Source organism: Sandarakinorhabdus sp. (genome assembly GCF_987265915.1).
Window position 1 is genome coordinate 1,339,551 of record NZ_OZ503948.1, and the last position, 13,382, is coordinate 1,352,932.

The 13,382-nt window shown below is 65.1% G+C and carries 10 protein-coding genes and 1 tRNA gene; 1 reads left to right on the forward strand and 10 read right to left on the reverse strand.

What is annotated here, in order from left to right; translation table 11 throughout:
* Positions 1 to 6: 6 nt before the first annotated feature.
* The 5 genes from AC6UUM_RS06540 to AC6UUM_RS06560 all read right to left on the reverse strand — a co-directional run bounded on the left by AC6UUM_RS06540 (position 7) and on the right by AC6UUM_RS06560 (position 6,449).
* Positions 7 to 999 carry an AAA family ATPase gene (locus AC6UUM_RS06540; RefSeq protein WP_500804525.1) on the reverse strand — a complete coding sequence of 331 codons (993 nt, stop codon included), beginning with the start codon at positions 997 to 999 and terminating at the stop codon, positions 7 to 9.
* A gap of 8 nt (positions 1,000 to 1,007) precedes the next feature.
* Positions 1,008 to 1,730, reverse strand: coding sequence for a DUF4159 domain-containing protein (locus AC6UUM_RS06545; protein WP_500804526.1), 723 nt, complete (start codon positions 1,728 to 1,730; stop codon positions 1,008 to 1,010).
* Positions 1,731 to 1,732: 2 nt separating this feature from the next.
* The gene (locus AC6UUM_RS06550; protein ID WP_500804527.1) at positions 1,733 to 3,067 is read right to left on the reverse strand and encodes a TldD/PmbA family protein; all 1,335 of its coding nucleotides are present in this window, start codon (positions 3,065 to 3,067) and stop codon (positions 1,733 to 1,735) included.
* A gap of 17 nt (positions 3,068 to 3,084) precedes the next feature.
* Positions 3,085 to 4,719, reverse strand: a complete 1,635-nt coding sequence (locus AC6UUM_RS06555; RefSeq protein WP_500804528.1) for a TldD/PmbA family protein — start codon at positions 4,717 to 4,719, stop codon at positions 3,085 to 3,087.
* Between the two features lie 98 nt (positions 4,720 to 4,817).
* Positions 4,818 to 6,449, reverse strand: coding sequence for a TldD/PmbA family protein (locus tag AC6UUM_RS06560; protein ID WP_500804529.1), 1,632 nt, complete (start codon positions 6,447 to 6,449; stop codon positions 4,818 to 4,820).
* 230 nt (positions 6,450 to 6,679) lie between these two features.
* Here AC6UUM_RS06560 and AC6UUM_RS06565 point away from each other — a divergent pair, with 230 nt between their 5' ends.
* Positions 6,680 to 8,386, forward strand: a complete 1,707-nt coding sequence (locus tag AC6UUM_RS06565) for a class I adenylate-forming enzyme family protein (protein WP_500804530.1) — start codon at positions 6,680 to 6,682, stop codon at positions 8,384 to 8,386.
* Between the two features lie 116 nt (positions 8,387 to 8,502).
* Here AC6UUM_RS06565 and AC6UUM_RS06570 read toward each other — a convergent pair.
* From AC6UUM_RS06570 to mreC, 5 genes are all read right to left on the reverse strand, one after another.
* Positions 8,503 to 8,578: transfer RNA gene (locus AC6UUM_RS06570), tRNA-Lys, on the reverse strand.
* A 110-nt stretch (positions 8,579 to 8,688) separates the two neighbouring features.
* The gene (gene rodA / locus AC6UUM_RS06575) at positions 8,689 to 9,795 is read right to left on the reverse strand and encodes a rod shape-determining protein RodA (protein ID WP_500804531.1); all 1,107 of its coding nucleotides are present in this window, start codon (positions 9,793 to 9,795) and stop codon (positions 8,689 to 8,691) included.
* Positions 9,795 to 11,798, reverse strand: a complete 2,004-nt coding sequence (gene mrdA / locus AC6UUM_RS06580) for a penicillin-binding protein 2 (RefSeq protein WP_500804532.1) — start codon at positions 11,796 to 11,798, stop codon at positions 9,795 to 9,797. The genes rodA and mrdA overlap by 1 nt, the downstream gene beginning before the upstream one ends.
* A complete protein-coding gene (mreD, locus tag AC6UUM_RS06585; protein WP_500804533.1) occupies positions 11,791 to 12,351 on the reverse strand; it encodes a rod shape-determining protein MreD in 561 nt (186 codons plus the stop codon). The genes mrdA and mreD overlap by 8 nt, the downstream gene beginning before the upstream one ends.
* A complete protein-coding gene (gene mreC / locus AC6UUM_RS06590) occupies positions 12,348 to 13,352 on the reverse strand; it encodes a rod shape-determining protein MreC (RefSeq protein ID WP_500804534.1) in 1,005 nt (334 codons plus the stop codon). The genes mreD and mreC overlap by 4 nt, the downstream gene beginning before the upstream one ends.
* Positions 13,353 to 13,382: the final 30 nt, after the last annotated feature.

Here is a 13,382-nt window from a genome sequence, read left to right on the forward strand (position 1 = left end):
GAATGCTCATCCCGCCGGCGGCGGCACGGCGCGCAGCAGGCCGGCAATCACATCGTCGGCGCTCTTGCTTTCGGCCTCAGCCGCGAACGACAGCAGCAGGCGGTGGCGCATCACCGGCGCGGCCAGGGCGGCGATGTCGTCGCGGGTGACGGCGAGCCGGCCTTGCAGCAGCGCCCGCGCCTTGGCGGCGAGCACCAGCGACTGGCCGGCGCGCGGGCCGGCGCCCCAGCGCACATAATTATTGACGATATCGGGCGCGGCCGGCCCTGGCCGGCTGGCGCGCACCAGCCGCGTGATCCACCCCAGCAGATCCTCGCCCAGATGCACGTCGCGCACCCAGCCCTGCAGCGCCAGCACATCATCGGCATCCATCACCTGCGGCACGCTGGCGACGCGGTTGCCGGTGGTCGCGGCGATAATGTCATGTTCTTCGGATTCGGTCGGGTATTCCACCCGCACCAGCAGCAGGAAGCGATCGAGCTGGGCTTCGGGCAGCGGGTATGTGCCGGCCTGTTCCAGCGGATTCTGCGTGGCCAGCACAAAGAATGGCCGCGGCAGATTGTGGGTGACGCCGCCATAGCTGACGGTCTTTTCCTGCATCGCCTCCAGCAGCGCGGCCTGGGTTTTGGGCGGGGTGCGGTTCAATTCGTCGGCGAGCAGCAGGTTGGTGAACACCGGCCCGGGCTGGAACCGGAAATGGCGTTTGCCGGTGCCATGGTCTTCTTCGAGGAGTTCGGTGCCGAGAATGTCGCTCGGCATCAGATCGGGGGTGAACTGCACGCGGCGGAATTGCAGCTTGAGCGCTTCGCCCAGCGATCGCACCAGCAAGGTCTTGCCAAGGCCGGGCACGCCTTCCAGCAGGCAGTGGCCGCCGGCCAAGAGCCCGATCAGCAATTGTTCGACCACATCCTGTTGGCCGACGATGGCCTGCGCGATGGCAGCGCGCAGGTCGCCCAACCGCGACAGGCGGGCTTCGATCTCGCGTTCGGTAACGTCCATTCGGGCCCTCAACTGTTCAGCGCATACATGACGATGTTGACCGCGAACCTGGTGTTGTCCACCGCCAGGAAGCGTTTGTTTTTCCAATCATAATCCCACTCACAGCCATAATCCTTGTTGCTGTAGAGCAGGCCGAGGCGGCCATCGATGACGACGCCCTTCAGATAATCATGGACGAGATCATCGCCCCAGCCGTTGAGCTCCAGCCCGGTGGCCGGCGGGCCATCGAATTTGAAGAAGCTGGAATAGAGTTTGTGGGTTTTCGGGATTTTCTGCAGCGCGCGCGATCCGAAGCTGCGGGCGACTTCGGCTTCGAAACTCTTGGCGAACAGGCCGTCGATGTCATGGTTGCAATCATCGACCAGCACGAAGCCGCCGTTGCGGATATACGCAGCAAAATTGCGGCGTTCGGCGGGGTCGAACTCCACCAATTTGTGCCCGGCCAGATAGCAGAAGGGCGCGGCCAGCATGGCGGGATCGGACAGGGCGACGACACGTTCCTTGGGATCGACGCGCAGATTGGTGTAGTCGATCAGCGAAGTCAGCACATTGTTCGGCATGCGCTGGTCCACATCCCAGTCGCCGCTGTTGTATTTCAGCCGGGTGAACCAGAAATCATGGGGGCCAGAATTTGCCCGTGCCGCCGCGCGCCCCGCCGCTGGCAGCAGCGCCGCGGCGAGGGCGAGGCGCAGGAAGGCAGCGCGGGTGAGATTCGGGCACCCGCGCTGCACGATCAGACAGCGTCCGACAGCGAGGTGAAGGTGAAATCGCGCAGCTTCATCGGCGGAATCATCATCACCAGGCTGCTTTCATCGCCCGCCACCCGCACCGGGCGGCCGAGTTCATCGATGTTGTTGAGCATGATCACCGGCGATTCGTTGAAGCGGAAGTTCTTCAGCGGATATTTGATCTGGCCATTTTCGATATAGAAGGTGCCGTCGCGGGTCAGGCCAGTCAGCAGCACCGTCTGCGGATCGACCATGCGGATATACCAGGTGCGGGTGACGAGGATGCCCTTGGCCGTGCTGCGCACCAGATCGGCGGTGGATTTGGTGCCGCCGGCCATGATCAGATTGCCCGGATCGCCCATGACGCGCTTGCCCTGCTTCTGCGCCCAGAAGCGCGAATATTGCAGATTGGCGATCTTGCCGTCCTTGACGATGTCCATCTTTTCGCGCGGCAGGCCGTCGCCATCCCAGGGCAGCACTGCGGCGCCGGGGTGGCCGGGATCGGCGGTCAGGTTGACGCGCGGATCATAGACCAGCTCACCGATCTTGTTGCCGCCGCCCTTCTTGGAAAGGAAGCTGCGGCCTTCATCGGCCTGGCGCGCATCGAAGAAGTTCATCATGAAGCTGATCAGGCCGGCGGCCGCCGCCGGTTCGAGGATCACCGTATATTTGCCAGGCTCCAGCGCCCGGGCTTCGGCCGAGGCACTGGCCTTGCGCATCGCCGTCTGGATTTCGGTGGCCGCATCGAAATCGGCGGCATCCTGCACATTGCGGCCGACCCAGCCGGAACCGCGGCCATCGGCGGTGCGCACCGTGCAGGTGTAATCCAGCGTGGTGGCGGTGGCATAACCGATGTTGCCGCGGCTGTTGGCGGTGGCGGTGAAGCTGTTGCGATCGCTGAGATAACCGGCGGCGACCAGATTGGCGGCCTTGCATGGCGCGATCGACGTGGCGGCAACCTTGGCGCGGAATTCCGGCGTGATCGCGGCCGTCGCGGCGCTGAACGTGTCGGTCTTGGCATAGGTCTGCTTGTCCACCGCCGGCACGAACTCCGGATTTTCCGGCGCCAGTTTCGCCAGATCCTCGGCGCGGCGCACGACGCGGGCCAGCGCCGCATCATCAAATTCGTTGATGGTCGCGATACCGACGCGCTTGCCAAAGGCGACCTGCACGGAAAGTTCGGTGTCGGAAACGATGCCGCTCGTTGAAACATTGTTGCGGGCGAAGCGGATATTGCCTTCGGTGCTGCCGGCCAATTGCGCGGTGCACTCGTCGGCCTTGGACAGGGCGATCACCTTGGCAAGGATGGTGCGGGCCTGGTCTTCGGTCATGATGCTCATGGTGCCTCCTGCGCCGCTCAACCGAGTGAACGGGCGGTGTTGATGACGTTGATGCCGTTGAAGCGCGCCGTGGACGAACCATGGCTGACCGCCGAGACCTGCGCCGGCTGGCCTTTGCCATCGAAGAACGAGCCGCCGAGGCGATAATCGCTGGCGTCGCACACTCCGGCACAGGCATTCCAGAATTCCGGCGTGCGCATCTGATAGGCGACATCCTCGATCTGCGCGCCCAGCTTGCCGTTCTTGATTTCATAGAATAGCTGACCGCCGAACTGCGCGTTGAAACGCTGCTGATCGATCGAGAAACTGCCGTCGCCGATGATGTAGATGCCGTTTTCGACGCCGGCGATCATGTCGGCCACGCTCAGCTTGGCCTTGCCGGGCTCCAGGCTGACATTGGCCATGCGCTGGAACTGCACGCTCGACCAGCTGTCGGCATAGCAGCAGCCGTCCGACTCTTTCTTGCCCAGGATATGCGCCTGATCGCGGATCGCCTGATAATCCACCAATTTGCCGTTGCGGATCAGGTCCCACTTCTTGGTAGGCACGCCTTCATCGTCATAGCCGACATAGCCAAGGCTGCCGACTTCGGTCTTGTCGGCGGTGATGTTCACCTTGTCGCTGCCGTACTGGAACCCCGCCTCGCGCTTGTCGAGCGTGGCGAAGCTGGTGCCGGCATAATTGGCTTCATAGCCCAGCACGCGATCGAGCTCGAGCGGGTGGCCGACCGATTCATGGATGGTCAGCCAGGTGTGCGACGGATCGAGCACCAGATCATATTTGCCGGGCTTCACCGACGGCGCCGTCAGCTTGGCACGCGCCTGCTTGGCCGCTGCAATGGCGTCCTCCTTCATGTCGTAGGACTTGCCATAGTTGATGACGCCGTTGGGCGAGACGAACTTGTCGGCGGCATTGCCATCGAGATATTCAAAGCCGCGCCCGGCCGGGGTGGACAGTTCCGAACGGGTGCGGAACTTGCCGGTGCTCTTGTCGATGGCGGTCACGGTCATCGGGGTCCAGATGCGGTGGACATCCTGATCGATGAACGAGCCATCGGTGCTGGCGAAATATTTCTGCTCATTCACCAGGAACAGGATCGAATTGACGAAATCCGCCCCGGCCCCCAGCGCCGCGGCGTTGACGCCCAGCAGCATGTCGGCCTTGTCCTTCACCGGCACCGTCATGGCATTCTTGACGATCGGCGTTTTCCAGCTGACTTCGCCGACGCCCTTGGTCGGGGCGAACTGCACCGGCGCTGTCTGTGTCGTCGCATTGGCCTTGGCGATGGCGGTGGCCTGGCGCGCGGCGTTGGCGGCGGCATCGGCGGTCATCTCGTTGGTGGCGGCAAAGCCCCAGGCGCCGTTGGCAATCACCCGCACGCCGATACCGGTCGATTCGGTGTTGACGACATTTTCAACGCGATTTTCGCGCGTGATGACGAACTGGCGCAGATAACGCCCGACCCGCACGTCGCAATAGCTGGCCCCGGCGGATGTCGCCGCCTCCAGTGCCGCCACCGACAGCGCCTTTTTCACCGCCACATCGATACTGGATTGCAATTCTTCGGCGGCGATCAGGCGACCAAACGCCGATGGCACGACGAAGCCGCCACCGACCAGCCCGGTAAGGGCGAGAAAGTCACGTCGTTTCAAGGTGGTGCTCCGATCGTTGATGGTCGTGTCGGGGGCCAGCCCCCGCTGCACAACATTGCCATGTTGACGGCGAAGGTCAACCGAACTGTTGTATTTGCCTAACCCAGCGAGCGTGCCGTGTTGATGACATTGATCCCGTTGAACCGCGCCGTCGCCGCGCCATGGCTGACCGCCGACACCTGGGACGGCTGGCCCTTGCCATCAAAGAACGTGCCGCCCAGCCGATAGTCGCTGGCATCGCAGATGGCCGTGCAGGCGTTCCAGAATTCCGGGGTGCGCATCTGATAGGCGACATCCTCGATCTGGGCGCCGACCTTGCCGTTCCTGATCTCGAAAAACAGCTGACCGCCGAACTGCGCGTTGTAGCGCTGCTGATCGATCGAATAGGAACCGCGGCCGAGCATGTAGATGCCGTTCTCCACGCCGGCGATCATCTGTGTGGGCGTGAGCGGGCTCTTGCCGGGCTGCAGCGAGACATTGGCCATGCGCTGGAACTGCACGCTCGACCAATTGTCGGCATAGCAGCAGCCATCGGACTCAGTCTTGCCCAGGATATGCGCCTGGTCGCGGATGGTCTGGTAATCGACCAGGACGCCGTTCCGAACCAGGTCCCAGCGCTTGGCCTTCACGCCTTCGTCGTCATAGCCGATGGCGCCCAGGCTGGTCGGCTCGGTGCGGTCGGCGGTGAAATTGACGATCTCGCTGCCATAGCGGAACCCGGCGTCGCGCTTGTCGAGCGTGGCAAAGCTGGTGCCGGCCAGATTGGCTTCATAGCCAAGCACACGATCGAGTTCGAGCGCATGGCCGACGGATTCGTGGATGGTCAGAAAGCTGTGGGTGGGATCAAGCACCAGATCATATTTGCCGGGCTTCACCGAGGGCGCGGTCAGCTTGGTGCGCGCATCGCGGGCGGCGGCGACAGCATCGGCCTGCATGTCATAGGATGTGCTGTACACCACCGCGCCGCCCGGCAATTCATGCCGCCCGGCGGGTTTGGGCTGCAGGAATTCATATCCCATGCCCATCGGCTGCGACAGGCCATTGCGGCTGCGGAACTTGCCGCTCGCCTTGTCGATGGCGGTGGCGGTGAACGGCGCCCAGATGCGGTGCACATCCTGATCGATGTACGAACCATCGGTGCTGGCGAAAAATTTCTGCTCGTTGATCAGGAACAGGGTCGAATTGATGAAATTGGCCCCGGCCGCCATCGCCGCGGCGTTGACGCCGATCAGCAGATCGACCTTCTCCTTGATCGGCACAGCCAAGCCATTCTGCTGGATGGGCGTGGCCCAGCTGACGCTGCCGACGCCTTTCACCGGCGCCAGTTGCACCGGCGCTTCCTGGGTCTTCGCATTGGCCCTGGCGATGGCGGTCGCCGCGCGCGCGGCCTTGGCGGCGGCATCGACGGTCAGCTCATTGGTGGCGGCAAAGCCCCAGGCGCCATCGGCAATGACCCGCACGCCGATCCCGGTCGATTCGGCGTTGACGATATTGTCCACCCTTGTCTCGCGGGTGATCACCGACTGGCGCAGATAGCGCCCGACGCGCACGTCGCAATAGCTGGCGCCGGCACCGGTCGCAGCGCCGAGGGCGGCATCGGCCAGCCGTTTCTTGATCGCGATATCGATGCGGTCGCCAAGCGCCTCCTCAGCGATGGCCCGCCCGAACGGCATGCCCATCGCCAACCCGCCCGCAGCACCGGATAACGCCAGAAATTCACGTCGTTTCAAGATGATACTCCGAAACTTGGATATCCGGCCCGGCCCGTGCAGCCGGATTTGCCCCGGGTGATGCCCTTGCGCCCAACATTGCCGCTCTGGCGACGAAGGTCAATCGAGCGGCAAGCCTGCGGCGCCGTTCAGGGTGGGCGGCGGCGTCCCATCCGATGGCTCTAGATAGCTTATCGGGCGTCGGATCGCGTGTATGATCGTTGGAAAGATACAAGGGGTTGGGGAGATTCATGCACTACGCGGAGCTGGCGAAGGCGCGGGAAGAATTGACGGGCCCCGGTGGCGCGTTCGAGATTGTTCCCATCAACGTCAATGGCATCACCGTGCGCGCCTATGCCCGCGCGCTGCCCGATGTGCGGGCCTTGTGGCAATCGACGCGCGCCTTCGCCGAGCGGACCTATCTCGTCTATGGCGACGAACGGCTGACCTATGCCGAAGCCCACGCCCGCGTCGATGCCATCGCGGCCTGGCTGGCGGCGCAGGGCATCAGCCCGGGCGACCGGGTGGCGATCGCCATGCGCAACTATCCCGAATGGATGCTGATCTATTGGGCCTGCGTGAGCTCCGGGATTGCCGTCGTCGGCATGAACGCCTGGTGGACGGCCGAGGAAATGGCCTATGCGCTGGCGGATTCGGCGCCCAAGGCCATGTTCCTCGATGCCGATCGGCTCGACCGCTATCGCGAGACCGCCGCGCCGCCGGCCGGCTTGGCGCTGGTCGGCGTGAAGCTGCGCGGACCGGAGCCGGGCGTGACATCCTTCGCCGACGTCATCGCCCATGAGGGTGACTTGCCCGACGTGGCGATCGATCCCGATGCCGATGCCTGTATCTTCTACACGTCGGGCACCACCGGCTTTCCCAAGGGCGCGCAGCTCACCCATCGCGGCTGCATCACCAATTTGTACAACATGCTCTATGCCGGCGCATCGACAGCGTTGGCGGTGCAGCGCGCCACCGGTGCCGCGCCGCCGGCTGCCGCGCCGGTGCCGGTATCCCTGCTGACGACGCCGCTGTTCCATGTCACTGCCAACAACTGCGGCGCCTATGCGACCACCGCCGCCGGCGGCACCATCGTGCTGATGTACCGCTGGGACGCCGGCGAAGCGCTGCGCATCATCGCGAAGGAACGGGTGACCTCGATCGGCGGCGTGCCGGTGATGGCGCGCGAACTGATCAACCACCCGGATTTCGCCACCACCGACGTATCGAGCCTGACCGCGATGTCGGGCGGCGGTGCCCAGGTGCCGCCCGATCTCGTGCACAAGATCGAAGACAGGGTGGCCAGCGCGCGCCCCAGCACGGGCTATGGCATGACCGAAACCTGCGGGATCATCACTTCGGTCTCCGGCGACTTCTTTGTCGACAAGCCCGACAGCGCCGGCCCGGCCATGCCCAGCTATGAAGCCAAATGCGTCGATGAGGCCGGCAACAGCGTGGCGCCGGGTGAGATCGGTGAGCTCTGGGTGCGGGGCGCCGCCGTCATCAAGGGCTATATCAACCGCCCCGAAGCGACCGCGGCCGCGATCACCGATGGCTGGCTGCACACCGGCGACATCGCCCGGATCGACGAGGACGGCTTCATCTTCATCGTCGATCGCAAGAAGGACATGGTGCTGCGCGGCGGCGAGAATGTCTATTGCGCCGAGGTCGAAGCCGCCATCTACCGCCATCCCGCGGTGGCCGAATGCTGCGTGTTCGGCGTGCCTGATCACCGGCTTGGCGAGGAAGTGGCCGTTGCGGTCGTGCTGAAGCCCGGTGAGCGGCTTGACGAAGCCCATCTGCGCGCGTTCGTCGGCAGCTTGATTGCCAGCTACAAGGTGCCCCGCCACATCTGGTTCCTGGACGACCCGCTGCCACGCAACGCCAGCGGCAAGTTCCTGCGGCGCGAATTGCGCGACCGTCTGGCCAAGGATTTGCCGGCGCTACCTGGTAATTGATCCCGGTACGGATGGCGCAGCCAATGGACGGTAGCGCCTGCAGCCGGGCGACTCTTCGGCGGACATCGGATTTCGAACATCCGCCAATGATTTTCAGGTTAAGTCATCGGGAAAGATGGTGGACACACTTGGGCTCGAACCAAGGACCCGCTGATTAAGAGTCAGCTGCTCTACCGACTGAGCTATGTGTCCATCTCGCCTCTGGCGGGCGGTACGGTGGGTGGTTGCACCCATCGGGAGCGGGCGGATAGCAGGGGGTGGGGGGGGTTGTAAACCTGTTTTTGACAGGTTCGGCCCGCTGATCAATCGCGAGGGCGGTTGGCGCGGGCGATGCCCATGACCAGGCCGAGCAGGATCATCACCGTCATCATCGCGCTGCCGCCCCAGCTGATCAGCGGCAGCGGAATGCCGACCACCGGCGCCAGGCCCATCACCATCATCATGTTGATCGCCAGATAGAAAAACAGGGTCGCCACCAGGCCCACGCACATCAGGCGCTGGAACTGGCTATTCGCGTCCATTGCGGTGCGGATGCCCCACGCCAGCACGCAGCCATAGAGGATGATCACATAGAGGCCGCCGATCAGGCCCCATTCCTCGGCCATGGTGGCAAAGGCGAAATCGGTGTGCAGTTCCGGCAGATAATCGAGATGGCTTTGCGTGCCGTTGAGGAACCCCTTTCCGGTCAGCCCGCCCGAACCGATGGCGATCTTGCTTTGGGTGATGTGATAGCCGGCGCCGCGCGGATCGGATTCGGGATCGAGGAAGATCAGCACGCGGTTGCGCTGATATTCATGCAGCAGCGACCACGCCACCGGCAGCATGGCGGCCATGGCGGCTGCCGCCGCGCCGAACAGCCACAGCCGCACCCCGGCCAGGAACAGCACGGCCACCCCGCCGAACACGATGGCCAGCGCGGTGCCCAGATCGGGTTGCAGCATCACCAGCCCGGCCGGCATGGCGATCAACGCCAGCGCGGGCAGCAGCACATCGGGTCGGCTTTCATAACCCTTTGGCACATAATGATAATAGCGCGCAAGCGCCAGGATGATGCCCAGTTTCATCAATTCCGATGGCTGGAATTGCATGATGCCGATATCGAGCCAGCGCTGGCTGCCGCCGCGCACCGCGCCGACCAGCTCGACGCCCAGCAAGGCCGCCAGCAGAGTGAAATAGATCGGCCACGCCCAGGCCAGCCAGCGTTCGGGCGGCACCATCGCCAGCCCCACCGCCGCACCCAGCAGGATGGCAAAGCGGATGCCCTGCTTCAGTGCCCAGGGATTGAGCGAGCCGCCGGCCGCCGAATAGAGCACGACCAGGCCAAAGCCGGCGATGGCGACCACCAGCAGCACGATGCCCCACGGCAGGCGCGCCAGCTCACGTCGCCAGGGGCCGTTGAGCAGATCCATTATTCCGGGTCTCTGGGTGGTTGCGGCGCGTCGGCGTCGGCGATTTCATATTCGGGCGGCGCCAGATCGATCTTCAGCCAGCTTGGCATCATCTGCCGGCGTTCCATTGCGATGCTGGCGGCGGTTTCGCTGATGTGGCGTTCGGCGCGGCGCTTGGCGGCATCGGCTTCGATGGCGGGCAGCACCGCAAGCGCGCGTTCCGGTTCGAACATGTAGGTCAGCACATCGCGTGCGATCGGCGCGGCATAGCGCCCGCCGGCAATGCCATGTTCCAGGATCACCGAAGCGGCATAGCGCGGGGCGCCGGCCGGGGCAAAGGCGACGAACAGCGCATGGTCGCGCTGTTTCCACGGCAGGGCTTCGTTGCGGATCACGCCGCGGCGGCGTTCGGCCATGCTGATGCGGCGCACCTGGGCCGTGCCGGTCTTGCCGGCGATCACCACATCGGGCACCGCGCTGCGCGCCGCCCGCGCCGTGCCGATGCGGGCATTGACAACATCGATCATGCCCTGCCGCACCAGCGCGAGATGCGCTTCGGGGATACCCAGCGAGGGAAATTCGGGCGCGGGACCATTGGCGATCAGGCGCGGCAACACGGCGCGGCCGCTGGCCACCCGCGCCGTCATTACCGCCAATTGCAACGGGTTGGTGATGATATAGCCTTGGCCGATGGCGGCATTCAGGGTTTCGCCTTCGCGCCAGCCGCCTTTTTTTGGATCAGGCCCGTATCGCCGCTGTTTCCACGCCTTGTCGGGCACGATGCCGCTGGCCTGGCCCGGCACCGGCAGATCATATTCCTGGCCCAGCCCCAGCCGCCGCGCCATGGCGGCAATTGCATCGATGCCGATGCGCCGCCCCATGATATAGAAATACGTGTCGCACGACAGCGGCAGCGCCCGGTGCATATTGACCCCGCCATGGCCGCGGCGGGCGTGGCAATGCCAGGTGTTGGTGCCCAGCCGATAGGCGCCGCTGCAGCCGATCATCTCGTCGGGATCGACCCCGGCCTCCAACGCCGCCAGCGTGGTGACCAGCTTGAAGGTCGATCCGGGCGGGTACAGGCCCATGGCGCTCTTGTTGAGCAGCGGGGTATGATCATCGGCTTGCAGCGCCTTCCACAGGCTGGCCGGCACGCGGGTGGAGAAGATATTGGGATCATAGGCCGGCATCGAGACCATGCACCGGAGGTCGCCGGTCTGGCAGTCGATAACGATGACACTGGCCGAATTGTCGGCGAGCCGCCGCGCCGTATAGCTTTGCAGTTCGCGATCGATGGTGAGCTTCAGCGTGTCACCCGGATCGTCGGCGCGGGTGCCCAGTTCGCGCACCAGCTCGCCGCGCGCCGTCACCTCCACGCGCGATGCGCCGGCGGTGCCGCGCAGCTGCTTGTCCTCATGGCGTTCGATGCCATCCTTGCCGATGCGGAATCCGGGGTAGATCAGCAGCGCATCGCGGCTTGTCCGATATTGCTCAGGCGTCGGCGCCCCGACATAGCCGAGGAGATGCGCCAGGCGATCGCCTTCGGGATAATAGCGCGAGAAGCTTTGCACCGCCGACACGCCGGGCAAGGTCGCCAGCCGCACGTTGCAGGCGGAAAATTCCGGCCATGTCAGATTCTGGCGCACCACCACCGGCATGAAGCTGGGCTGGCTGCCGATATCGTCGCGGATGCGATATTCGTCGGCGATGTCCAGATCGATCACCTGCCGAATGGCGATCAATGTGGCATCAAGATCTTCCACCTCGGCCGGGCGCAGTTCCAGCCGGTAATCCGGGCGGTTCATGGCGAGCGGCTTGCCGTTGCGATCGACAATCCAGCCCCGCCGCGGCGGGATCAGCCGGTTCTGGACGCGATTTTCCTGCGCCTTCAGTTGATAATGTTCGCCTTCGAACAGCGAAAGCCACGCCAGCCGCCCGGCCAGCAATGCGCCGGTGCCAGCCATCCCAGCGCCCAGCAGCAAAGCGCGGCGCGAGAACCCGAGGCGACGGGCCGGATCATCCATGGCGCCAACCAGGCATCGACGCCACCAGGCGCAACTGGATGGCCGCTGCCAGGCGTACCACCAGCGGCCAGGCCATCAGGCTGGCCGGCGCTTGCCACAGCATCGGCGCCATCGGCACCGGTCGCCCGGCCAGCGCCATCAACGGCCCGGTGCCGGCCATCACCCCCAGCATGATCATGGTCGCCAGCGCCCAATCAAAGCCATGGCCATGGCGCCCGACCCGCCGTTCCAGCAGCCGCATGACGCTGGCAGCCACAGCAAACAGCGTGGCATTGACCCCAAGTGGCTGGCCGAACAAGAGATCGGCAATCGCGCCGACAAAGAAGGCCACCCAGGGCGGCATCAGGCCGGGTTGCAGCATGGCCCAGGCCAGCACGGCCAGCAGGCCCAGATGCGGCATGATCGGCACCACCAGCGGTAGCGGCGCCAGCATCAGCATCAGCATGACAATGCTGGTTACCGCCGGCACCGCATAGCGCCAACTGGCCAGCACCCAGCGCCGGCGCTCGGCCGGGGTCATCAGCAGGGCAGGGGGCGGCGGGGAGGCAATCATGATACGGGCAGAGTTGGGGGCACAACCGGCGTGGCAGTCGCTGCGGGCTCGGCCCCCGGTTCGGCACTGCGCAGCCGCGGCTTTGGCGCGCCGCGGGTGCGCGCCTCCACCGGCACCGGCGCATCGAACACCGGCCCAAGGGCGGTTTCGGCCGGCATCGGCAGCCAGGCGGTTTCCACAGTGACAAAACCGGCGCCCAGCGGCGGTTGCGCCGGGCGGATCACCGGGCCATCACTGCGCAGTTCGATCACCACGCCGACCGGCACGCCGGGTGGGTAAACGCCGCCATCCCCGGAGGTGACGATGCGATCGCCCACCCGCAGCGGCAAATCGGGGCCGACGCGGTCGATCAGCACCAATGATGGTTGGTTGCGCCCGGCGGCGAGCCCGGCCTGGCCCGTGCGCTCGACGATCACCGGCACGCGGCTCAGCGGATCGGTGATGAGGAGGACGCGGCTGCTGACCTGGCCAACGTCCTGCGTGCGCCCCACCAGGCCATCGGCGCCGATCACCGGCATGTCGCGCGCCACCCCGCCGGCGGCGCCGACGGCCAGCATGGCAAAGCGCACCACGCTGCCCGACGTGGCGGCGGCGATGCGGGTGGTGGCGATCACCTGCCGATTTGGTTCGCGCACCGCCATCAGCCGTTTCAATTGCACCAGTTCCCGCGCCTGCGCCCGGGATTGCCGCAGTCGGGCATTGGCCAGATCAAGCTGGGTTTCCAGCGCCTCGGCGCGTGACACCGCCCCGAAATAATCGCCGATCCTGACAAACAGCCGGGCCATGCCATCGATGGGCGCGCGCGCCACGCCCCACACTGGCGTCACCAGATCGGTCGCTATCGTTCGGATGCCGCTGGCGGTTTCAGGGTTCACCCGCGCCACCAACAGCAGCAACAGACCGGCCGCGATCACCGCGCCAGACATCACCGCCGAAACCAGCGCAAGATTCTGCTCGCGGCGCATGGCGCTCGAACGGCGCGGTGTCTGAGTCCAATCCATGTGCCGGCAGGTCCCCGTTGCTGGCAATAT

What these genes read in the sequence shown, in the direction of transcription:
- AC6UUM_RS06540 (WP_500804525.1), bottom strand. Translation starts at nt 999, where the DNA reads ATGGACGTTACCGAACGCGAGATCGAAGCCCGCCTGTCGCGGTTGGGC.
- AC6UUM_RS06550 (WP_500804527.1), bottom strand. Translation starts at nt 3,067, where the DNA reads ATGAGCATCATGACCGAAGACCAGGCCCGCACCATCCTTGCCAAGGTG.
- AC6UUM_RS06565 (WP_500804530.1), top strand. Translation starts at nt 6,680, where the DNA reads ATGCACTACGCGGAGCTGGCGAAGGCGCGGGAAGAATTGACGGGCCCC.
- rodA (WP_500804531.1), bottom strand. Translation starts at nt 9,795, where the DNA reads ATGGATCTGCTCAACGGCCCCTGGCGACGTGAGCTGGCGCGCCTGCCG.
- mrdA (WP_500804532.1), bottom strand. Translation starts at nt 11,798, where the DNA reads ATGGATGATCCGGCCCGTCGCCTCGGGTTCTCGCGCCGCGCTTTGCTG.
- mreD (WP_500804533.1), bottom strand. Translation starts at nt 12,351, where the DNA reads ATGATTGCCTCCCCGCCGCCCCCTGCCCTGCTGATGACCCCGGCCGAG.
- mreC (WP_500804534.1), bottom strand. Translation starts at nt 13,352, where the DNA reads ATGGATTGGACTCAGACACCGCGCCGTTCGAGCGCCATGCGCCGCGAG.